The 22,568-nt window shown below is 42.1% G+C and carries 18 protein-coding genes; 14 read left to right on the forward strand and 4 right to left on the reverse strand.

The window, feature by feature from the left end; genetic code table 11:
* Positions 1-58 precede the first annotated feature (58 nt).
* From RV13_RS12195 to RV13_RS12210, 4 genes are all read left to right on the forward strand, one after another.
* Entirely contained in the window at positions 59-2,449 is a 2,391-nt protein-coding gene (locus RV13_RS12195) for a Xaa-Pro dipeptidyl-peptidase (RefSeq protein ID WP_010743818.1), read from the forward strand.
* A 198-nt stretch (positions 2,450-2,647) separates the two neighbouring features.
* The gene (locus RV13_RS12200) at positions 2,648-3,556 is read left to right on the forward strand and encodes a DMT family transporter (protein ID WP_010743817.1); all 909 of its coding nucleotides are present in this window, start codon (positions 2,648-2,650) and stop codon (positions 3,554-3,556) included.
* 88 nt (positions 3,557-3,644) lie between these two features.
* On the forward strand, positions 3,645-4,619 hold the full coding sequence (locus tag RV13_RS12205) for a TMEM175 family protein (protein WP_010743816.1): 975 nt from the start codon (positions 3,645-3,647) through the stop codon (positions 4,617-4,619).
* A 97-nt stretch (positions 4,620-4,716) separates the two neighbouring features.
* On the forward strand, positions 4,717-5,265 hold the full coding sequence (locus tag RV13_RS12210; protein WP_010743815.1) for a hypothetical protein: 549 nt from the start codon (positions 4,717-4,719) through the stop codon (positions 5,263-5,265).
* A gap of 81 nt (positions 5,266-5,346) precedes the next feature.
* On the opposite strand, the gene RV13_RS12215 is transcribed toward RV13_RS12210, so the two are convergent.
* Positions 5,347-5,676 (reverse strand): hypothetical protein, encoded by a 330-nt coding sequence (locus RV13_RS12215; RefSeq protein ID WP_010743814.1) that lies wholly within the window; start codon positions 5,674-5,676, stop codon positions 5,347-5,349.
* 237 nt (positions 5,677-5,913) lie between these two features.
* On the opposite strand from RV13_RS12215, the gene RV13_RS12220 reads away from it, so the two are divergent.
* Both RV13_RS12220 and RV13_RS12225 read left to right on the forward strand, forming a co-directional pair.
* Positions 5,914-6,408, forward strand: coding sequence for an Lrp/AsnC family transcriptional regulator (locus RV13_RS12220; protein WP_010743813.1), 495 nt, complete (start codon positions 5,914-5,916; stop codon positions 6,406-6,408).
* Positions 6,405-7,574 (forward strand): aminotransferase class I/II-fold pyridoxal phosphate-dependent enzyme, encoded by a 1,170-nt coding sequence (locus RV13_RS12225; protein ID WP_010743812.1) that lies wholly within the window; start codon positions 6,405-6,407, stop codon positions 7,572-7,574. Before RV13_RS12220 ends, RV13_RS12225 begins: the two co-directional genes overlap by 4 nt.
* A 61-nt stretch (positions 7,575-7,635) precedes the next feature.
* Here the strand turns inward: RV13_RS12225 and RV13_RS12230 are convergent, their stop codons facing one another.
* Positions 7,636-8,826, reverse strand: coding sequence for an AI-2E family transporter (locus RV13_RS12230; RefSeq protein ID WP_010743811.1), 1,191 nt, complete (start codon positions 8,824-8,826; stop codon positions 7,636-7,638).
* A gap of 234 nt (positions 8,827-9,060) precedes the next feature.
* Between RV13_RS12230 and RV13_RS12235 the strand changes: the two genes are divergently transcribed.
* Positions 9,061-10,179: an AI-2E family transporter gene (locus tag RV13_RS12235; RefSeq protein WP_010743810.1), complete on the forward strand. Its 1,119-nt coding sequence runs from the start codon at positions 9,061-9,063 to the stop codon at positions 10,177-10,179.
* Positions 10,180-10,259: 80 nt separating this feature from the next.
* On the opposite strand, the gene RV13_RS12240 is transcribed toward RV13_RS12235, so the two are convergent.
* Entirely contained in the window at positions 10,260-11,654 is a 1,395-nt protein-coding gene (locus tag RV13_RS12240; protein WP_010743809.1) for an amino acid permease, read from the reverse strand.
* A 306-nt stretch (positions 11,655-11,960) separates the two neighbouring features.
* Here RV13_RS12240 and RV13_RS12245 point away from each other — a divergent pair, with 306 nt between their 5' ends.
* Positions 11,961-12,938, forward strand: coding sequence for a GumC domain-containing protein (locus RV13_RS12245; RefSeq protein WP_010743808.1), 978 nt, complete (start codon positions 11,961-11,963; stop codon positions 12,936-12,938).
* Between the two features lie 16 nt (positions 12,939-12,954).
* On the opposite strand, the gene RV13_RS12250 is transcribed toward RV13_RS12245, so the two are convergent.
* Entirely contained in the window at positions 12,955-13,920 is a 966-nt protein-coding gene (locus tag RV13_RS12250; protein ID WP_060789582.1) for a helix-turn-helix domain-containing protein, read from the reverse strand.
* Between the two features lie 272 nt (positions 13,921-14,192).
* On the opposite strand from RV13_RS12250, the gene ptcA reads away from it, so the two are divergent.
* The 6 genes from ptcA (at position 14,193) to RV13_RS12280 (ending at position 22,531) form a co-directional block, all read left to right on the forward strand.
* Positions 14,193-15,212, forward strand: coding sequence for a putrescine carbamoyltransferase (gene ptcA, locus RV13_RS12255; protein WP_010743806.1), 1,020 nt, complete (start codon positions 14,193-14,195; stop codon positions 15,210-15,212).
* Positions 15,213-15,327: 115 nt separating this feature from the next.
* On the forward strand, positions 15,328-16,749 hold the full coding sequence (locus RV13_RS12260) for an APC family permease (protein ID WP_010743805.1): 1,422 nt from the start codon (positions 15,328-15,330) through the stop codon (positions 16,747-16,749).
* On the forward strand, positions 16,703-17,800 hold the full coding sequence (gene aguA, locus RV13_RS12265) for an agmatine deiminase (RefSeq protein WP_010743804.1): 1,098 nt from the start codon (positions 16,703-16,705) through the stop codon (positions 17,798-17,800). Before RV13_RS12260 ends, aguA begins: the two co-directional genes overlap by 47 nt.
* A gap of 9 nt (positions 17,801-17,809) precedes the next feature.
* Complete coding sequence (gene arcC / locus RV13_RS12270) at positions 17,810-18,739, forward strand: carbamate kinase (RefSeq protein ID WP_010743803.1); 930 nt, start codon at positions 17,810-17,812, stop codon at positions 18,737-18,739.
* Positions 18,740-18,906: 167 nt separating this feature from the next.
* The gene (locus RV13_RS12275; protein ID WP_010743802.1) at positions 18,907-20,241 is read left to right on the forward strand and encodes a PTS sugar transporter subunit IIC; all 1,335 of its coding nucleotides are present in this window, start codon (positions 18,907-18,909) and stop codon (positions 20,239-20,241) included.
* Positions 20,234-22,531, forward strand: a complete 2,298-nt coding sequence (locus RV13_RS12280; protein WP_010743801.1) for a glycoside hydrolase family 3 N-terminal domain-containing protein — start codon at positions 20,234-20,236, stop codon at positions 22,529-22,531. The genes RV13_RS12275 and RV13_RS12280 overlap by 8 nt, the downstream gene beginning before the upstream one ends.
* The last annotated feature ends 37 nt before the right edge of the window (positions 22,532-22,568 follow it).

Consider the following 22,568-nt stretch of genomic DNA (forward strand, 5'->3'; position numbering starts at 1 on the left):
ATGATGCTGCAGCTGCTTTATCTGGAATAAATGCAAAGATGAAAAAGGAGAGAAGTAAATGAAAATCAATCAATTTGGTTTAAAACGTGTCTCACTTGAAGAAGCGAAGAAGGAGTTGACCCAGGCGGGCTTTCTGACAATCGATTCAGCAAAAGACGCAACGAAACTGTGGTTTGAATTTTTACGTAAGAGCTTTTTGACTGTGAAGGAAGAGAGCGGATTTATTAGTAAGCTGGGCAATTTCTTAGCAGACGAAACGACAGATCTAGCCGCTTTTTATCAGATGAATACTCCTTTAACTAAGGAAGTTTTTTATACAATGGGGTTGCAGCAGTTAGATTTCGAACCGACGATTGATTTCGAGCCTAAAAAAGTTCTTGAAGAGGCTGAAAAAATTGGTATTTCCATGATCGACGGCGATTTTTCCGATGAAAATACAGTGATTGAGGCGTGGTATTTGTTATTAACCAGCCATACGAAAAATGGGTTGAACTATTTAGATAAATTAGCTTCTGAGGGCTTTTATGAGAACAAAGAAGTTAGCAAGCCCTTCTTCTTCAATGGAAAAGCACAAGCGGTCTTTGATACCTCACGCCTGATCCGCGAAGTTGTCTATGTGGAAGCCCCGTTAGATACGGATCAAGATGGCAAGCGTGATCTTTTGAAATTAGAAGTTTTACGACCAGCAGAAACAGAAGCAGGGCTGCAGGTCGCAACTTTATTTACCGCTAGTCCTTACAGCCAAGGAGTGAATGGTCCTGCTGGTGAAGAATTGACCTATGATGTGAATGTGCCATTAGAACGTAAAGAGCCGACTGAAACAACCTATGAAGAAATTCAATACCAACCAGTAGAGCCAGATCTACCTGCTGAACGAGAAGTGAAGGGGAAAGCGACTCATGCGACCGAAACCTTTGTTCGCGAGAACAATCATAGTTTAAATGATTTCTTCTTGGCACGCGGCTTTGCGGTAGTGTATGGATCAGGGATCGGAACGAGAGACTCTGACGGGATCCAAACCTGTGGCTCTGTTGAACAAACGACGGCGATGGTAGCTTATATTGAATGGTTGGCTGGCAATCGTCGCGCCTTCACCAATCGAACCGATAATATTGCCATTAAAGCGTGGTGGAGTAACGGAAAAGTTGCGATGACTGGGAAATCCTACTTAGGGACCTTAGCGACGGCATGTGCGACCCGCCAAGTGGAAGGACTTGAGACAATTATTTCAGAAGCGGCAATCTCTGATTGGTATCAGTATTATCGTGACAACGGCTTAGTCATCGCACCTGGCGGCTTCCCAGGAGAGGACGCGGATGTGCTGGCAATCGAGACCTTCAGCAAGATGCGTAACGCTGGAGACTACCTTCACAGCAAGAAATTTTTCTTAGATTATTTAAAGGAAATGGCGGAGCTGCAGGATCGCAAGACAGGCAATTACAATACCTTCTGGGATGAACGGAATTATCTGCCGTTTATCAAAGACATCAAATGCGATGTGGTGATGGTTCATGGGTTGAATGACTGGAACGTGAAGCCGCGTCAGGTTGCCGATCTGTGGGATGCCTTGAAAGAGGTGCCAGTGGCGAAGAAATTGATTCTTCATCAAGGACAGCACATTTATATCAACAATATGCCGTCATTGGATTTCCAAGATATGATGAACTTATGGTTGAGTCATAAGCTCTACGGCGTGGAAAACAAAGCCAAAGAAATCTTGCCTGATATCGTTTATCAAAACAATACCACTCCAGAAACTTGGGAAAGTCTAAAGGACTGGGCGCCAGTAAGTGAAAAAGTGTATCACCTAGGTGAAAAGGAATTATCTGAAAACACTGTGTCAGGTCAAGTTTCCTTCAATGATCAATTACCGGAAAAGCAATACCAAAGCTATACAAAAAATATTGATCTTTGGGAGAAGGAATTGAAGGAAGACGGCGCCATGAGCGGCCATCGCTATTTGGCGAAGACTGAGGCATTAGAAGAAGCTATCTTCTTAAATGGTCGGCCAAAAGTGAAAATCAAGGTATCCTCTAGTGTGGATCTTGGAATGTTAAGCTTTGAGTTGATTGATTTCGGTACGGCAAAACGTTTGAAGCCGGTGCCAGATGTAGTAGCACTCCATGGGTTGCCATTAGGCAGAAATTGGCGCGAGGATAATTTGGTTGAATTTAAGCTTGGGGCAGAGGATGATTACAAGCTGATCAGTCGCGGTCACATTAATTTACAGAATCGTGAAAACCCTTGGAAAAATGATGATCTGAAGGCGAATGAATTCGTTGAGGTGGAAGTGGCTCTTCATCCGACGATGTATCATCTGCCAGCAGGGCGTCAAATCGGTCTAACCGTTTATGGGACAGACTTTGGAATGACGGTTCGTGGCAATCAGAATATCACCTATACTCTAGAGTTAGCAGATTCACAGTTGATTTTGCCAATCGGGGAGTAAGTAAAAGCTTTCTAACAAGCCCAAATAATTGGGCTTGTTTTTTTTGGCAAAAAAAGGATCTGGAGGATTTGTATATGAATGCTATAATGAAGAGAATTCTTTGTTTCACCTAGTATTTTCATTTAAAAAGTAATAATTATCTATCGGTAAAATGAGAGAATGCAAATTATCATTAGATCCATAGTAAAGGAGCAGACGATGAAGCTTAGGGGGATTGGTTTGGCGTGTTCGGCGGGGGCTTTATGGGCGCTGTCGGGAATCATGTGTCAGATTCTTTTTGAAGAATATCAGGTTTCGCCAGAGTGGCTAGCGAGTGTCCGTCTTTTAACGGCGGGAGTGTTATTAACAGGATTGAATGCATTTCAAACAAAGGCGCCGCGAAGAAAATTTTCGGCACGAGATTTTATGGGCCTCTTGCTATTTTCTTTGATCGGCATGTTAGGGGTGCAGTATACGTATTTTAAGGCAATCCAATATAGCGGGGCTGCGATTGCAACGATTTTGCAATTTACAGGTCCGATCTTCATTTTTATTTTTTTGGTCTTTAATAAGGAAAAGAAAATCAATGTTTTAGAAGTCCTATTGATGGTAGCGACTTTCGTCGGTGTTTTTTTGATTGTGGCGGAAGGAAACCTTCAGACACTGAATATTTCAACGATGGGCTTTGCAATGGGAATGGCTTCAGCGGTCACGTTAGCGTTTTACACGCTGCAGCCGCGAAAGCTACTGGTAAGGTATGGCGAGATGCGAATTGCTGGCTTGGGCATGCTCATTGCAGGGGTGGCCTTTCAACCCATTCGCCCGATTTGGCATCCGGAATTTCAAATGGATGGTTACTCGCGTGCTTTAGTGGCAAGTATCGTTGTTTTCGGAACAGCAATGCCCTTTTTGTTTCAGTTATCGAGCTTACGTTTTATTGAGGCTTCGCTGGCAAGTGTATTGACAGTGGTAGAGCCAATTTTGGCGACGATATTAAGTGTTGTTTTGTTCAATAGTCACTTCGTCGCCGTTCAAATCATCGGTTTTGCAGTCGTTATTGGTTCTGTTCTCCTGCTAACTCGTTTGTCAGATAAACAGGTTTTGCCAAAGGAGGAACGAATCGAGTAAAAATAATTTCATAAGCTCCCCTTATCGTTATTCTTTTTTAGTTACTTGGTATATGATAGGTCAGAAGAACGAAAAGGAAGTGGAATAGATGAAGGAGCGCGTGGTTGTTTTTGGCGATGCCATCATTGCGATTATATTGACGATCATCGTCTTAGAATTACCGATTCAAACTGCTGCAAATGGGGCAGTTGATCTGTACTCGTTATTTAGAGCGGTGGGGATTTACTTTATAAGTTTTTGTTTTGTAGCAAATTTATGGTTTCAGACGGGGTATGCTTTTAACAAAATCGATCAGGTGAAGAATAAAGAGCTGGTCATTTATTTACTGCTGCTATTTTTCTTGTCATTAGTCCCATCGGCTACGCGGTTGATAATCGAGGATACGACAAAGCAAACGCTCTTGATTTATGGCGTTTTGACATTGATTGTTACAGGAATCATGCGTCGTTTGATAGTAGCATTGACAGCTCAAGCATTTAAAGAAGAGAAGCAGCGGAAACGGCGAATCAATGAGTTGAACAGGCAGGATTTACTGGCTATTGGTTTTCGGGTTCTCGTCTTGATTTTTGGTTTATTTTACGTAAGACCAGCATTGATCATCTATCTGATCTTACCGATTTTAGCCTTCTTGCAGAACATTATTGATCGGGAGGAGGACAATCTGGTTGCTGCTTTGGACGATCAGCAGCAAGCCGATTATTTTCAGGATCGGAATCAAGTCTGGGGGAACTCGATGCGCCGTTACTCAACATTACTACGGGATTCATTGATAGCGAATCAGGATCAGGATCCTGACCGTTGGAAGCAAGTAATGGCGGATTGGGAAGGCCGTATCAATAATGAGATCAATGATCGGAAACAGCGTCTATCTTCATTGGATGAAAAGGAACGGCGGCGAGTAGAAAATGAGATCGACCGTTTAGAAAAACAGAAGCAGCGGATGACCTTTCAGAAGGAAATGACGGAGCGTCGCCTAGATCAGGAAAAGACAAAGACGGAGCAGCGTTTAAATCAGGAGAAGGATAGGACAAATCGACGCTTAGGACGAAAAGAAGAAAAATAGGGACTAAGGCGGGATGTGAGAGACATTTCGCCTTGGTATTTTTTTAATCTTAATTATATAATGAAGTATAAATATCGCAGGAGAGATAGGTGGCAAAATGACAAGAGCATTCATTGAACATCCAATTAAAATGTATATTCGTCGCGATCTAGGCATCACTGTTGAACAATTTGGCAAACTTGCGGGGATTCCTCAATCCACCTTAGCTACTTGGATCAAACGGGAACGGCGTGTGGAAAAGCTGCCGATTGATTTTTATAGCGCACTGGCGACGGTTCGTCAACAGAAAATCGAAGTCGTCTATGGTGAGCTTTTGAAATGGCAGCAAAGATATGATCGCTATAAGCAGGAAAGTTTACAGGCGATTGCGGAGGAGCAGCCGCTGTTTTCGTTGGCTGCAGAAGAGGGACGAAGGATTTATCGTAAGTATCGAGGGCGGAAAATGGAAAGTCAGTTATTAGAGCCTGCTCGACGATTGCGAAAAGCGATTGATCAATTGAACGTACAAGCCTTTATTCAGGTCATGATTGAGATTTATAGCACAGTCGAAATCCCTATGCCTACTTGGATCGTGAAATCCTTTAATAAAAGTGAACTGAAGGAAATTGGACAAGCATTTTATAATGAGTTATTAATGAAGGGATAGATCTGGCGGGTTCGCTAGGTCTATTTTTTGTAAATGAGCTATAAAAAAAGAAGCGAGATTTCGCTTCTTTAAGGTTGGTTATTAAAGCTCTTCTTTGATTGTGTTGGTGATCTTCTTCAGTTCATCCGTCATTTCACCGGAATGCTTAATGATATCTGACACGCGCAAGAAGCTATTCTTGTACATCGCCACTTCGCGAAATTTCTTATATTTTTCTTCGATCTCGTTAAAGGTTGCAGGCTTTCGATCATCCTTCTCAACCGTTTCCGACCCATTCACATAATGCATCCCTAAAAATGAAAGGGCATCATTGATCCCATCTAAGAACGCCTCATATTCCTCTTGGCGAATCTTGCCATCTGCTAACCGCTGCCGCTGTTTTTCAATAAAAAGCTCAACTACTTGTTCCATTCCCAATCCTCCTGCCTCAACGCATTTTTCTTGTTGCTCATCCAGTTTATTGTACTATGAAACCGCCTCTTTGTGTTATAAAAAAATGTTTTTTTTATGATAGTTTGCATAGATAAAGAAATTTTATAGTGAGAGGAACAAATTTTCAAAATTATTTGACAGTTTAAATTTTTTTGGGAATAATAAATGAAAGATTAAAACTACCTAATAAATAGGTAAATTGAAGGAGACGTTCATATGGAACAAAGTAAACGCAAGCAATTATTAAAGCTGATCGAATCCGACTGTCGGTTAAGTATGGAAGAATACGCGGTGATGCTAGGCGAAGATGAAGTGATCGTTTCTGCAGAAATCAAACGACTGGAAGAAGAAAAAATTATTTGCGGCTATCGGGCCTTGATTGATTGGGATAAAGTAGAGGATGATTGGATTGAAGCGTTAGTTGAGGTACAAACGATTCCAAAAGGGGAGGATGGCTATCGTGAAATCGCGGAACGGGTACGTAAATTTCCTGAAGTGAAGTCCTTCTTTTTTGTCAGCGGCGGCTTTGATTTTATTTTGCTGCTGCAGGGGCGGAATATTAAAGAAATCTCGAAATTTATCTCTACCAATCTAGCGTCGATTCCTGATGTTTCAGGGACGCAGACGCATTTCTTACTAGACAAATACAAGGAGTGGGGCATTGATATGTATCAAGATGACTCCGACCCTAGAATTCAGGTGAGCCCATGAGAAACTTTTTAACGAAAAAAATTACGGATATTCAGCCTTCAGGCATTCGAAAATTCTTTGATATCGTTTCTGAACAACCTGACGCGATTTCCTTAGGGGTGGGGGAACCGGATTTTGATACGCCTTCTCACATGACACAGGAGGGGGTTCGTTCGATTCAAGAGGGACGAACATTCTATACCGCGAATGCTGGTCTAATCGAATTACGTGAAAAAATCAGTGATTATTTGCTTTTTCGGAACAAGGTTGCTTATGATCCCAAGACTGAGATTGTGGTGACAGTAGGAGGAAGCGAAGCGATCGATATCGCGCTCCGTACCTTTGTTGATCCAGGTGATGAAGTGATTATTCCTCAGCCGAGCTTTGTATGCTACGAGCCGATCACACAAATCGTTGGCGGGACACCAGTGACGATCGATCTGAAAGCAAAGAACCAATTTATGCTGACCCCTGAAGAGTTGGAAGCGGTATTGACCGATAAAAGCAAGATTTTGATCTTGTCTTATCCTAACAATCCGACAGGCGGTACGATGGATCGCGAGGCATTGATTAAGATCGCAGATGTCGTGAAAAAGCACGACCTACTAGTCATTTCAGATGAGATTTATGCGGAACTGGTTTATGATGAGCCTTTTACCAGTATTGCTGAATTGCCTGGGATGCGTGAACGGACGATTGTCATCAACGGGTTTTCTAAGGGCTTTGCGATGACAGGGTGGCGCTTGGGCTTTATGGCCGGTCCAGAAATGTTTATGGAGCAATTGTTGAAGCTGCATCAATACACGATCATGGCAGCACCAACAGCTAGTCAATACGCAGCACTAGCGGGATTGAAGAACAATTGGCAGGAGACGGTAGAACCGATGCGTCTGTCTTATGAAGAACGGCGGAACTATCTGCACCATGCGTTAGAGAAGATGGGCTTGCCATGCTATAAGGCGAAGGGCGCTTTTTATCTCTTCCCGCAAATCAGTCAATTCGGACTGACCAGCGAGGAGTTTGCGTTGCGTCTATTGGATGAAGAAAAGCTAGCAGTCGTTCCCGGTTCGGCTTTTGGAAAAAGCGGCGAAGGCTTTTTACGCCTTTCCTATGCCTATTCGATCTATGAATTAAAAGAAGCGATTCAACGTTTAGAACGTTTCGTGACACGGTTGAAAGAGCAGTAAAGAGTGGAGAAATCTGCTCTTTTTTTGCGAAAAAAAATCTGTCCAAAGCTGGACAGATTTCTTAGTTATTAGGGTATTCTTCTTGGGAAAACTCGGTATTCTCATATTCGCCTTCGTCCGCACCATAATAACGGTTGTAGCGTTGCTTGAATTTGCGGAAAAGGAACACACCAAAAGCTTTAAAAATCGTATAGGTTGGAATGCCAAAAACGAGGCCAAATAATCCAAATAGATTGCCCATCACCAGTAACACCAACACGATCGTGACTGGGTGAACCTTCAGTTGATCACCTAAAACCTTTGGCTCAATCACGTTTCCGTTCAAAATTTGTTCAACGATCCAGACAATGATTAAGCCAATTAGCATCTGGAAGGAATGAAGTACCGCGATCACTGCACAGGGAACAAAAGCAATGAACGGTCCAATGTAAGGGATCACGGAAGTAATCGTGACTAAAATTGCTAACGGTAAGCCATAGGGCATACCGATAATTAAAAAACCAGCGAATACAATCAAGCCATTTGCTAAAGCGACGATAAATTGCCCCTTCAAATAATCACCCACTTGACTGTTCAAAATCGCGCCCAGTTCATTAGAGTCTTCCCGAAATTTAGGCGGCAGCAGCTTTAAAAAGTAACGATGAAATTGCTTAGCATCCTTTAATAGAAAAAAAGCAATGATCGGTGAAGTAAACAAAATGACGAAAAAGCCACTAACGGTTGAAAACAAATCACCGACAATTCTTTGGATATCACCCAAAGAATCCGATAAGGTGTTGATGACCTGATACACGAGATCTTCTAACGAACCAAAAACCTCTTCGATAGGACTTTCCAATAGCGTCCCAGCGACCAAGTCCTGCAAGGTCAAATTAAAAGAATCAACATGCCTCGGAAAATCATTCATTAAATTAGCCGTTTGACTGTAAATCTTGGGAACGGCCCACACACTAAAAGCGGCGACAAGCAGCAACAAAACAATGGCGATTCCTAAGATGGAGAAGATTCTCTTGATGCCTTTTTTCTCAAAAAAATTGACGATTGGATCTAGTAGATAGTATAAAATCAAGGCCAACAGAATAGGGGCAAAGATTGTTTTGAAAATAATCAGCAGGGGATTGAAGATAAACCGTACATGGTAGAAAACAAAAATTAAAGCGCCTAATAAGACACCGGCAAACAAGGTAAAGATAAGGTTCCGGCCGCCGATAAACTTGATCCAACGGGTCGCTTTTGTCGATGGTCGTTCCATTTGTATCAAATCCTTTTTTCTTTTATTGTAACGGAGAAAGAAAACCTGTACAAAAAATAGGCTTACTAATCTTTTGCTTAACCAATAAATTGTAGGGACACTATTTTTACTGAAGAATTCTGAATTTTCTATAAAACTTCTTCTTTAATTTTACAAAAAGCATTCTTACTTGTTGCAAGAAATGATAAGATGAAGCCATATCCTTGGGGGATAAGAATTTTTAAGGAGGCGTTTATGCTGACACGTTTTAAACAATCGAAGTTGTTCTTTTGGACAGCCGAGGTTGTCTTGACTATTATTGGTATTTATTTTTTACTGCAAATGCCTAACATTTTCGAACCAGTGTTGGGGATGATTTCTGCAATCATTCTGCCACTATTAGTTGCGGGTTTTCTCTACTATATGTTCGATCCTATCGTTGTATTTTTAGAAGAAAGAGGCGGTTTGCCGCGGGTAGTAGGTTTTCTCCTGTCCTTTATTGTCATCGCCTTTATCATTGTTCTGATTATGATGAACGCCGTTCCGAAGGTCATTGAGCAAACTGTTCAACTAACGCAAAACCTGCCTGTTTATGCGGAAGAATCCGGTCGTTGGCTAACCGAGCTGGCCAAGCGCGATGAATTCAAAAATTTCAATCTTGAGGAGCAGCTTGCTTCAGCTAATTTGACGATCAATAATTTGATCAAAGTAGGAATTGTCAGTGTGACGTCTAGCTTGTCACGGATCGTTGGCTTTGCGATGAAATTTTTCGTGTTGCTGTTCACGGTTCCTTTTATTTTGATCTTTATGTTCAAGGATGGGCATAAGTTTTTGGATGCTGTGTCGCAATTCTTTCCATTGTCTATCCGAAAAGAACTGCGTCAAACGGTACGAGAATTGAATGAAACCTTATCTGCGTATATCAGCAGTACGGTTCTAGATGCTTTCATTATTGGAATCTTAAGTTTTATTGCTATGACGATCTTTAAGCAGCCCTATAGTTTGCTGTTGGCGTTATTCTGCGGAATTACAAACATCATTCCTTATGTTGGTCCTTTTATTGGGGCGGTGCCGGCAATCATCGTTGGATTATTTATTTCGCCGTTACAGGCGCTTTATATGGCCCTTTCTGTGTTGGTGATTCAACAATTAGATGGGAATTTGATCAAACCCTTGCTGTTTGGCAAGTCATTGAACATTCATCCATTGACGATTATTCTTGTTTTAATCGGTGCAGGAAGCGTCGCTGGTATAGTCGGGATGCTGATCTGTATTCCCGTTTATGCAGTGATCAAAACATTGATTATCAACATTCATAAAATCTACCAGCTTCGCCGAGAAAGTCATCTGTTCAAGGATGGCGGAGAAGGATAAAAATAAGATAGCCTTCCAAGTTTATAAACTTGGAGGGCTATCTTTATTGTAAGTGGTATATATAGAAAAAATAACTGATTTCACTTTTGGCTGTCAAAAAGATGAAAAATTTTATTGAATATCGGTTTCTTTTTTTCGAATTTCACATGGTAAATTCCCAAAAGAGCAAGAAACCAGAGGGGTGAGAAGATCAGTGCTTCCCGGGTATCTTCCGCCAATGCTAGAACGAACAAAACGAAGGCGAGAAATAAAAAGACTAGATAGTTCGTATAGGGGAAAAGTGGCAGTTTAAATGTATTTTTTTTCGCCAATTTCGAGTTTGTTTTCCGATAGCGCATATGGGTAAAGACGATCATTCCCCAAATAAAGAGAAAACAGATGGTGGCAATCGAGCTGATCATTGTAAAAATCCGACTTGGGACAAAGAAATTCATGACAACCGCGAGAAAAATGACGAGTGTAGAGAAAACCAACGCATTTCCTGGCACACGATTGCGTGTTAATTTTGTGAAATGACTCGGTGCACTGCCTTCTTGTGCCAACGAGCGAACCATCCGACTTGTACTGTAGATGGCGCTGTTGCAGGCGGACATGGCAGAGCTAAGGACAACTAAATTGACGATCGAGGCCGCTGCCGCAACTCCGATTTCGGAGAAAACTTGAACGAAGGGACTTTGATCCGCAGACAAGCTTGACCAAGGGTAGATCGACATAATCATGAAAAGTGATCCTAGGTAGAATAAAATGATCCGCAGCGGAATCGTATTGATTGCTTTAGGCAGTACGGATTTAGGATCAGAGGTTTCTCCACCGATCAGTCCCACCAGTTCAACACCACAAAAGGCAAAGGTTGCCATCTGAAAGGAGAGCATGAAGCCATTTGCTCCTTTTGGGAAGAAGCCGCCATGCTGCCATAGGTTGCTGATCCGCACGGAACCTGCGCTAGTCTTAAAACCGGTAAAGATCATAAAAGCGCCAGCGATAATGAGAGCGATGATCGCAACGACCTTGATCAAGGCAAACCAAAATTCCATTTCACCAAAAAGTCCTACGGCGACAAGATTCAAACCGAGTAGTAAAGCTAACGCAATGATTTCCGGCAACCATTGAGGAATATCTGGCAGCCAATAGCTGACATACATCCCAGTCGCGGTCAGGTCCGCCATGGCGATGGCGATCCAACAAAACCAGTAGGTCCAGCCAGTGACAAAAGCCGCTTTGTTTCCTAAATAATCTGCGATAAAATCTAAAAATGAATGGTATTTTAAATTTGAGAGCATCAGTTCCCCCAGTGCTCGCATGATCAAGAAAATAATACAGCCGGTGATAGTGTATGAAAGAAGAATGGAAGGACCAGTCAGCTGGATGGTTTTTCCGGCGCCGAGAAAGAGTCCTGTACCAATAGCGCCCCCAATTGAAATTAATTGGACATGGCGATTTTTCAATCCTCTATCCAATTCTTCATGTGTTTCCAATAGAATCAGTCCTTTTTTTAAGAATAGAATGAGTGTATCAGAAACCAATCTGAGGGTGAAACATTTTCTATGAGTACGCTGAAGAACTGGAATTTTCTAATAATTGTAAAATAACATAAAAATAAAAAGAGTTACTAAAGTTTTTCCTATCACTTGTACTTTGCCAGGATTAAAATGCTATAATATTGACAAATTGCCAAGATTTTTTTGCAAGATTAATCGAGAGAGAATGGAACATCAAATGAAGCGTTCTTTTTCGTGCTTTTCGAAAAAGGACTTTACTAAAACAAATAAGGGGGAGCCGGTTTGAACAAAAAAACAATCGGTTGGGTAGTATTAGGACTGGTTGTGTTTGGCGCCGTAAGTTTTGCAAGCTATCACATCTACCAAGAGAAAATGATCCAGTCAGAAAAAGAGACCAAGAAAGTGCTGAATGAGCGTTTAGCCGACCTGTATGAAGATCAAAAGGCAGGCTATTTTAAAGCGGACATCTCAAAGGATGCGTTTGATGATCTGGCGACAGAGGTAAAAAATCAACGAGGTGAGAGTCAAACGCTAGAAGACATTGACCATGCTAAGAAAAACTTTGAGATTCAAGAGGCATTGAACCAGCTTTTTGAAAGTGACGTGTTAAATGGATTAGACTTGTCTGCACATCCAATTTTGAAAGACCCTGAACAGGAAAAGATTAAAAATTTGAAGGACCAGTTGAGTGAAAGTACCGCGAAGGATAAGGACTGGGGACAAGATATCAGCATGCTTTTACGCATTGCGGAGACTCAGTCGAAGGATTTCACGAATGCGGAGAGCGACGTGACGAATCTGCTGAATAAGGGAGACAGCTTGACCTTGTCTGATTATTTAGCTGGCGTGAAAACATTAGCCGTTTTACCTGATGGAAAATACAAGCAGCAATTGCTAGATAAATTGGAACCAGTCAAAAATCAACTCTCCAACGAGAACAGCAGTTTTGCAGCTCAGATTCAGCAAAGTGATGCTTCAATGGCGGCAGCAGAGAAAAGCTATCAGGAACGCCAAGCGAAGGCACTAGCTGAACGAACAAAAGAACTAAATGAACTAAAAAAAGATTTGGCTGAGAAGCAGGAGACCTATGATTCCTATAAAGAGATCCTCGATTCGATCGAAGATAGCAAAAATGATGAGTCTTCTCGGAAAAAATCGGAGTCAGAGTCTCGTTCGCGAGAGTCTGATTCTTCTCGATCCTCTAGCTCATCAAGCTCAAGCTCCAGTTCTTCAGAGGAGCATCATCAAGACGGAGACTAAAAAAATAGCAGCGACCTTACATAAAGTCGTTGCTCTTTTTTAGTGTCATCTTTTCATTTGAAGAGGCCTGAAAGTCCTCAAACAATGCGAAAATCTGCGTTCGTTTTTTTATCTCCAGCTTAATAAAAATGTTGTGGACATGCGTTTTGACCGTTCCTAATGAGAGGAAGAGCTGATCGGCAATCTCCTGATTTGTATGATGGAACAGCAGCAATTCAAAAATTTCTGTTTCCCTTTGCGTGAATTGGTGAGCATGGCAAAATCTTTGGATCAGAATCGATTGTTCTTGTTCTTCTGGTGACGTTTCTCCGTCTACTTGACGCTCCTTCAAGAAGAAGTGCAGCAGTAAGAGACAAACGATGATAGAAAAAATATCTTCTGAGAGGCTCCGATTATTGATCTTCGTAGCAAGCGAGCTATATTGATCAACATTGAAGATGACGAAGCTGTCCTCGATCACGATTAAGATGCTAAATAGGATATTAATGATCGCGAGTTTCTTTAAATAGCCTTCGTTTATGTCAGGAAGCTCTTTCTTTGTGCCGCGCCAGCAGTAAAAGCCTAAATAAAAGAGAAACACTTGATTCCCCAAATAATAAAGCCAGACTTTAAAGGCTGAGTTGGGCATTAATGGCGTGGTGATCATCCATACTGCTAAGATGATTAATAAACCATAATGGAGTGTTTTCAGTTTTTCTTTTCGTAATTCCGCAATAATTGAGACAGAGAAAAAGGCATTTCCCATGAAAATGATGGTCTTGACAGCAGGTGCACTCATAAACGCTTGGTCATAGCTCTGAGCGAAGGAGTTGATGAACTCGGTCATATAAATAATGATATTGTCAAAAATGAAGAAGGCCAAATAGAGACTGATCAGCAAAAACAGCTTGTTCTTTTCTTTTAGATAGGAATTTATTGCAAACGCCATAGTGATGGAATATAGAATGATCAAAAGAATATTATAAACGAAGATAGCTATCATATTGAATCCCCTTTCATTTTAGAATCAAAAATCTCATTTCTCAACTTAAGTATAACATCATTTATTCTCTCTTCGTGCCAAAATACGCTAAACTTTTACCTAAACTTTTCTAAACCCTTGAAAAATAAAAGGTTTACATCCAAAAATAAACCAGCTTAAAACAGGTGATAAGCCAAATGATAGCGTTTACATCCTTTGGCTTATCGTAAACTTGGGATTTTCTCTCTAAAGTATAGGATGTAAAGCAAACAAATTACTTAGGAGGCGTCAACATGGCAAAGAGAGATTTTATTACAACAGAAAATTACACGAAGGAGGAGATTCAGTACATCGTTGATTTATCATTGAAAATCAAAGCTTCTATTAAGAACGGTTTTTATCCGCCATTATTAAAAGATAAAGTGTTAGGCATGATCTTCCAACAATCTTCTACGAGAACTCGAGTTTCATTTGAAACAGCGATGACGCAATTAGGCGGACACGCTGAATATCTAGCACCAGGACAAATCCAATTAGGCGGACACGAAACGATTGAAGATACAAGTCGTGTACTTTCTCGATTAGTCGATATTTTAATGGCACGTGTAGAACGTCATCATAGTGTCTATGACTTGGCAAACAATGCGACGATTCCAGTCATTAACGGTATGTCCGATTTTAATCACCCAACACAGGAATTAGGCGATCTTTGTACAATGATCGAGCATTTACCTGAAGGCAAGAAAATCGAGGACTGCAAAGTTTCCTTCATTGGCGATGCGACACAAGTATGTTTCTCATTAGGTTTAGTCGCAACGAAAATGGGCATGGAATTTGTACAATTTGGTCCAGAAGGGTTCCAATTGAATGACGACCATCGTGCAAGATTGGATGCCATTTGCAAAGAATCTGGCGGTTCATATACTGTTTCTGATCAAATCGAGGTTATTGAAGGTTCAGACTTCGTGTATACCGATGTATGGTATGGATTATATGAAGCAGAACTATCAGAAGAAGAGCGTATGAGCACGTTCTATCCAAAATACCAAGTAAATGACGAGTTGATGGCTCGTGCCGGTAAAGATGCGAAATTCATGCATTGTTTACCTGCAACTCGAGGAGAAGAAGTAACCGATGAAGTAATGGATGGACCAAATTCAATTTGTTTCGATGAAGCAGAAAATCGCTTGACTTCGATTCGCGGCTTGCTGGTGTACTTGATGCACGATTATGCAGAGAAGAACCCAATTGATGAAAAGAAAAAAGCAGCAGCCAAAGCAGACTTGGAAGTCTTTTTAGGCAAAGCACTATAGACTCAGAGGTGAGGACGGAAATGATCTGCGGCTTTACGTAAAAATCATCAAGATTATTTCCATTCGGGGATTGAGGCGATCCTCAATCCCTGTTTCTACCGGAAAGGAAGAAAAAATGGAAGAAAAAAAGAAAAAGTTTAGTTTGATGAGTGCAATATTATCCGTTATCTGTGTCGTATTCGTGGCAGAGGCAGCGGCGCCGGTTGCGGCGATCGGGAATTCCCAGTTTTTTTGGTGGATCTTCCTACTAGTCGCGTTCCTTTTACCCTATGGTTTGATTTCTTCAGAATTAGGGACTACGTATATTGGTGATGGCGGGATTTATGACTGGGTGACTCAAGCGTTCGGGCATCGTTGGGGTTCGCGAGTATCTTGGTACTATTGGATCAACTATCCGCTGTGGCTAGCTTCACTAGCTGTTGTTTGCCCAGATTTATTAACAACGATCACAGGGATTGAATTTTCAACATTACCGGCTATTTTGATTGAGTTGGTCTTTATTTGGGTCATTGTTTGGATTAGCTTTTATCCAGTGGCTGACAGTGTATGGATTTTAAATGGTGCGGCAGTGATTAAGATGCTGTTGGCGATCTTAATCGGGGCATTAGGACTGTATACATTTGCCACAAAAGGCGCGGCGAATGAGTTTACCTTGTCTTCGATGCTGCCAAGTTTTGATCTGAACAGCTTATCCTTTATTTCGGTTATCATTTTTAACTTATTAGGTTTTGAGGTTATTTGTACCTTTGCGGATGATATGGAAAATCCTAAGAAACAAATTCCGCAATCAATTATCGCTGGTGGTTTAGTGATTGCGGCGATCTATATCTTCTCAGCATTCGGAATCGGTGTGGCGATTCCAACGGATCAAATCAGTACCGGTAGCGGCTTGATGGACAGCTTCAAACTATTGACGGGGTCAACTGGCGGTTGGTTCATTATCGCGATGGCCTTCCTGTTCTTACTGACGTTGTTCGGCAACATGATTTCGTGGTCCTTAGGGGTTAACAATACCGCTTGTTACGCGGCTGAAAATGGCGATATGCCAAAAATTTTCGCAAAACGCGGCGGAAAAGATGAGATGCCAATTGGTGCGGCAATTATGAATGGAGTGGTTGCTTCAGTTGTCGTTGTGATTGCACCGATTTTACCGAATCAAGATTTATTCTGGGCATTCTTCTCATTGAACCTTGTAATGTTCTTAATGTCCTATGTACCAGTTTTTCCAGCATTTTACAAATTACGTCAAATCGATCCAGATACACCACGTCCCTTCAGAGTGGGCGGAGGCGATGGTTTCTTGAAGCTTTTGGTTGTATTACCAATGATTATGATCGTGATTTCATTGATCTTTACCGCATTGCCGTTGCAGTTTGATGCTGAAACGTTAAGTCAACAACTACCGATTACGATCGGAGCTGTCGTCTTCACGCTCTTTGGTGAAGCGATTATATGGGTGAAAAAAATCAAGAAAAAAGGAGTAATTTACAATGGCGAAGAGAATCGAAAAGACAACACCGAAACAAGACGGGTTTAGAATGCCTGGCGAATACGAACCACAGGAAAAGGTTTGGATGATTTGGCCGGAGCGTCCAGATAACTGGCGTGACGGTGGCAAGCCAGCACAGGAAGCCTTCACAGAGGTAGCAAAAGCGATCAGCAAATTCACACCGATGAATGTGGTGGTTTCCCAGCAGCAATTCCAAAACTGTCGTCGTCAATTACCGGAAGAGATTACGGTCTATGAAATGTCCAACAACGATGCCTGGATTCGTGACTGTGGTCCAAGCTTTGTCATTAATGGCAAAGGAGAATTACGCGGAAATGACTGGGGCTTCAATGCTTGGGGCGGTCTTGTCGACGGCTTGTACTTCCCATGGGATCAAGATGATTTAGTGGCACAAAAAATTTGTGAAATTGAACATGTGGATTCTTATCGCACAGAAGATTTCATTTTAGAAGGCGGTTCTTTCCACGTAGATGGAGAAGGTACGGTGTTAACGACGGAAATGTGTCTGCTAAGTGAAGGGCGCAATCCTCACATGACTAAAGAAGAGATCGAACAAAAATTATGCGATTATTTGAACTGTGAAAAAGTTCTTTGGTTAGGTGATGGGATCGATCCTGAGGAAACAAATGGTCACGTAGATGACGTTGCCTGCTTTGTTCGACCGGGTGAAGTGGCATGTATCTATACAGAAGATGAAAACAGTCCATTTTATGAAGCCGCTCAGGATGCATACAAACGTCTAAATGAAATGACAGATGCTAAAGGGCGTAAGCTAAAAGTTCACAAGATTTGCTGCCCAATCGAAACAGTGACAATTGACGGCAATTTCAAGATTGACTATGTAGAAGGAACGATGCCGCGTGAAGACGGCGACATCTGTATCGCTTCTTACATGAACTTCTTGATCACCAATAACGGCGTGATCGTACCGCAATATGGAGACAAAAACGATGCTCTCGCATTAGAACAATTAGAAATGATTTTCCCAGATAAAGAAATTGTGGGTGTAAATACAGTTGAAATCGTCTACGGTGGCGGAAACATTCACTGTATCACGCAGCAGCAGCCACAAAGATAGGAGAGACACATGTCAAAAATCGTTATCGCGTTAGGCGGAAATGCATTAGGAAATTCTGCCAATGAACAATTAACCAAAGCTGAATTAGCGGCAAAATCCATCGCGGATCTGATCACAGCGGGACATCATGTGGTTATCGCTCATGGGAATGGCCCACAGGTCGGAAAAATCCGCTTGGCCTTTGAGGAAACCAGCCAAAAACCAGAGGATACAATGCCGTTTCCAGAATGTACGGCGATGAGTCAAGGCTATATCGGCTACCATCTGCAACAAGCCATCGATGAAGAACTGGTGTCACGGGGAATGTCGGACATCCCGGTAGTGTCTATGTTGACGCAGGTAGTGGTAGATCCCAATGATCCGGCCTTCTCTAATCCGACAAAACCGATTGGAGGCTATTACAGCGAAGAAGAAGCCAAAAAGCTGATGGAAGAAACGGAGGATGTCTATGTAGAGGATGCGGGAAGAGGCTGGCGTCGTGTGGTACCTTCACCGAAGCCTGTTGATATCTACGAAAAAGTCAGTCTGCAAACCTTAGTCGACGCGGGGCAAGTCGTGATCGCCTGTGGTGGAGGAGGTATTCCGGTAGTATATGAAGGTACCCGATATAAAGGCGTCGATGCAGTCATCGACAAAGATTTCGCGGCAGCGAAAATGGCGGCACTGATTGATGCGGATGTCTTCATTATTCTAACCGCAGTGGATCATGTCTTCGTCAATTTCGGCAAGCCAGAACAAAAAGCACTAGAAACAACCAGTGTGGCGGATATGCAGAAATATATCGAAGAAAAACAATTCGCTCCAGGCAGTATGCTGCCGAAAGTTGAAGCCGCTATCGACTTCGCTGAATCAAAAGCAGGTCGACAAGCCATTATTGCTTCTCTTGAACAAGCGTCAGAAGCAGTGAAGGGCAATAGTGGAACGATGGTACAAATGTAAAGAATCAAAGCTCGTATGCTTGGTAAATATCACCCAGTATACGAGTTTTTTTACAAAATAATTGAACCGGTTCAATTATTTTTCAAAACCTATTGTAATTATTGAAATCGTTTGCTATTATTCTTTTTGAACCGGTTCAAAAAAAGAAAATAGTTAGGAGTTTTATTATGAATCTCGTAGATAAGCTGTCTGAGAAATTATTGCCGATTGTGTCAAAAATCAATAATCAGCGTCATCTTCTGGCCATTCGTGATGCCTTTATTATTACGATGCCGTTAGTAATGGCCGCATCCTTCATGGTCTTATTGAATGCCTTAATTTTTTCGAATGCCGCCGTACAGAAAATAGTTGATTTGAGCTTTTTGTCAGAATTGGCTGTCATTGTTAACAATGGGACAATGAGTATTTTAGCGATCATCGTTTGTTACAATATTGGTGTGAATCTGGCAAATTTTTATGTTCAATCAAAAGCGATTGATGATCCAGCCTTCAATTCTGTTCACGCTGGGGTATTAAGCTTAGCGACTATGTTTATTTTAATGCCTGTAAATACCTTAGTGACTCTTGCTGATGGTGCTACAGCTGAAGTAGGAGGCGTCTTCTCACAAGCCTTAACCTCTAGTTCCGGTTTATCAACTGCAATGATCTGCGCACTGGTGAGTACCGAGCTGTTTGTTCGGTTCGCAAAATTCAAAAAGCTGAAAATAAAAATGCCAGATGGTGTTCCCCCAGCAGTTGCAACGTCATTCAACTCTTTGGTTCCAGAAGTACTCGTTGTGTTGATTTTTGGACTGTTCGTTTTTGTATTGAAGAAAGCGACGGGGTTAAATGTTCCCGATTTGATCAATTTAGCTATTCAAACGCCCTTAAAAGGATTTGTGCTATCTGTACCAGGAATGCTGTTCATTCAATTCTTTTCTGATTTTCTTTGGGTATTTGGAATGCACGGCTCTAGTATCTTGGCACCAATCAAGCAAGCACCGATGCTGCAGTCAATCGAAGAAAATATGCTGGCCTTTCAAAATCATCAGGATATCCCCAATATTATTACCGAGCCCTTTGCCAATGCCTTTGGCTTGATTGGCGGAGGCGGCTGTATTCTTCCTTTAGTTATTGCTATTCTGTGGGTATCTCGCAGAAAGGATCAACGTCAAGTAGCGAAGCTTGGATTGACTACCTGCATGTTCAATATTACAGAACCGGTGATGTTCGGCCTGCCAGTCGTGATGAATCCAATCTTTATGATTCCTTGTGCGATTATCCCGTCTATTAATTTGATTATCGCCTATTTTGCCACAAGTATCGGTTTAGTAGGAAAAACAGTGGCGGCAGCACCGTGGATCACACCACCGGTGATTCAATCCTTTATCGCAACTGGTGGAAATATCATGGCGAGTGTTTTGACAATACTACTAATCGTATTGGATGTTTTCTTATTTATGCCTTTTGTGATCGCATCAAATAAGGAAGCTCAATTGAGAGGAGAAGAATTGCTTGAGTAAGTATCCGTACCAAGATCCAGCCCTGCCTATTAAAGAACGTGTGGCGGATCTGTTAAGCCGAATGAGTATAGAAGAAAAAGCTGGTCAGGTGAATCAACACCTGTATGGTTGGGAATGCTATGAAAAGAAGGCGAATGGACAGGTCTCATTAACAGACAAATTCAAAGCACATGTAGAATGGGGCGGAGGATTGGGGGCCTTATACGGCCTGTTTCGTGCCGACCCATGGTCAAAGGTTGGATTTGAAAATGGGGTAGCTGCAGCAGATAGCTGGAAGCTTGCCAACCAAGTACAAGAATATGTGATCAATCATTCCCGCTGGAAAATCCCGGCTCTACTCGTGGAAGAATGTCCTCATGGTCACCAAGGACTAGAGGGGACGTCTTATCCAACCAATATCGGGCGCGGCAACAGCTTCAATACAGAGCTTACGAAAAAATCCAGTCAGTTAATGGCACAGGAGCTTGCAGCAAAAGGCGTTCACTTAGCACTTGTATCGACGTTGGATTTAGTGAAGGACCCGCGTTGGGGGCGATCGGAAGAATGCTTTGGAGAAGATCCGATACTAGCCGCAAAAATGAGCGAAGCGGTAGTTACAGGTTTTCAAGGAGATTTAATCACAGATGAAAAAAGCTATCTCGATCTTACCGTTGATGAAATCAATCGACAACCGGATCAAATCGGAGTGGTATTAAAGCATTGTATTGCACAAGGTGAGGCGCTAGGGGGACATAACTCTGGAACTGTGCCGCTTGGAAGAAGAGAATTTCAAGACGTGTACTTTCCATTACTAGCAAGTACAAGAAATGCCGTAGGAGTAATGGCAGCCTACAACGATGTGGACGGTGTTCCTTGTCATATCAATGGGCAATTGTTCCAAAACATCCTGCGTAAGCAGTTGGGCTATCAGGGGATCGTCATGGCTGACGGAATTGCGCTAGATCGATTACAGGATGTTTTTTCTGACAAGGTAACCAGTGCCAATGCTGCATTGAAGGCTGGTGTTGACTTGAGTTTGTGGGACGAAACATATTTGCAGATCGCTGATGGAGTAAAAGCAAAAAAAATTACGGAATCGGCTCTTGATGCCGCCTGTGCCCGCGTTTTAGGTATCAAGTTTCTATTAGGGTTATTCGAGCAGCCGTATGTAAAGGATCCTAGCCAGAAACTGACGAAAGTACTCAGTGCTGCAAAAAAAATCAATGCTCAGGCTGCTGAAGAATCATTGACGCTGCTAAAAAACAATGGTCTTCTTCCACTGGATCGGTCTATAAGAAAATTAGCTGTAATAGGTCCAAACGCAGATAGTGTCTATGCGCTATTAGGCGATTATTCAGCACCGCAGTCGTCAGAAATGGCTGAGAAAACAATCTATCAACAAGTGAAACAGGCATTTTCTGAATCAGAAGTTGTTTACGCAGAGGGCTGTGAGGTCCGCAACAAGGAGAACCAGCATGAAAAAATTGAAGAAGCGATAAAAGTCTGTCGAGGCGCAGATACGATTCTCATTGTTTTGGGCGGGTCTAGCGCGCGGAATTTCGATATGGAATTTTTAAACAATGGCGCTGTTTCTTCTAAAGGAATTAACATGGATTCTGGCGAAAATGTAGATGTGGCTTCCTTGTCTTTGGGTGGGGAGCAGTTAACGTTACTAAGAAAGCTAAAAGAAATAGGAATACCAATTGTAACTGTGATGATCCAGGGTAGACCCTATGATCTTCAAGAGGTTCAACAGCTTTCTGACGCTGTTTTAGTTGGGTGGTTTCCTGGTCAAGAAGGAGGAGGCGCTATTGCTCGAACCTTGCTGGGTATCAACAATCCTAGTGGTCGCTTAAGCGTCAGCTATCCACTGAATTCAGAACAATTGCCCGTTTATTACTATCAACGAGCGGCTTCAAAAAAAGACGATTATTATGATGAGCCGGGCGCGCCGCTACATGCGTTTGGCTATGGATTGAGTTACACGAGTTTTTCCTATGAGAACTTGCATGTCACCCCAGAGTCTGACAAAATAATTATAAGTCTTACTGTCAAAAATGACGGAGAAATTGCTGGGAAAGAATCGGTGCTCGTGTTTGTTCGTTTACTGGGTGGAGCCGTGATTCAACGACACAAGCTGTTGAAGGAATTTATCAAGGTAGAATTAGCACCGGATGAGTCAACAGAGGTAACCTTTAGTGTTCCTTTAGAGGCGCTTTGCTTTACAGATTTCGATGGAAACTATAAGCAGGCGGAGAGCTGTCGAATTATGGTGCAGGAGCTCTCGCAGGAAGTGTCGCTTACTAGCTGATTCTCTTTGTCTAGTTAACTTTTCAGGCAGTAACAAT

This window comes from Enterococcus raffinosus (assembly GCF_001886185.1).
Classification (GTDB): domain Bacteria; phylum Bacillota; class Bacilli; order Lactobacillales; family Enterococcaceae; genus Enterococcus_A; species Enterococcus_A raffinosus.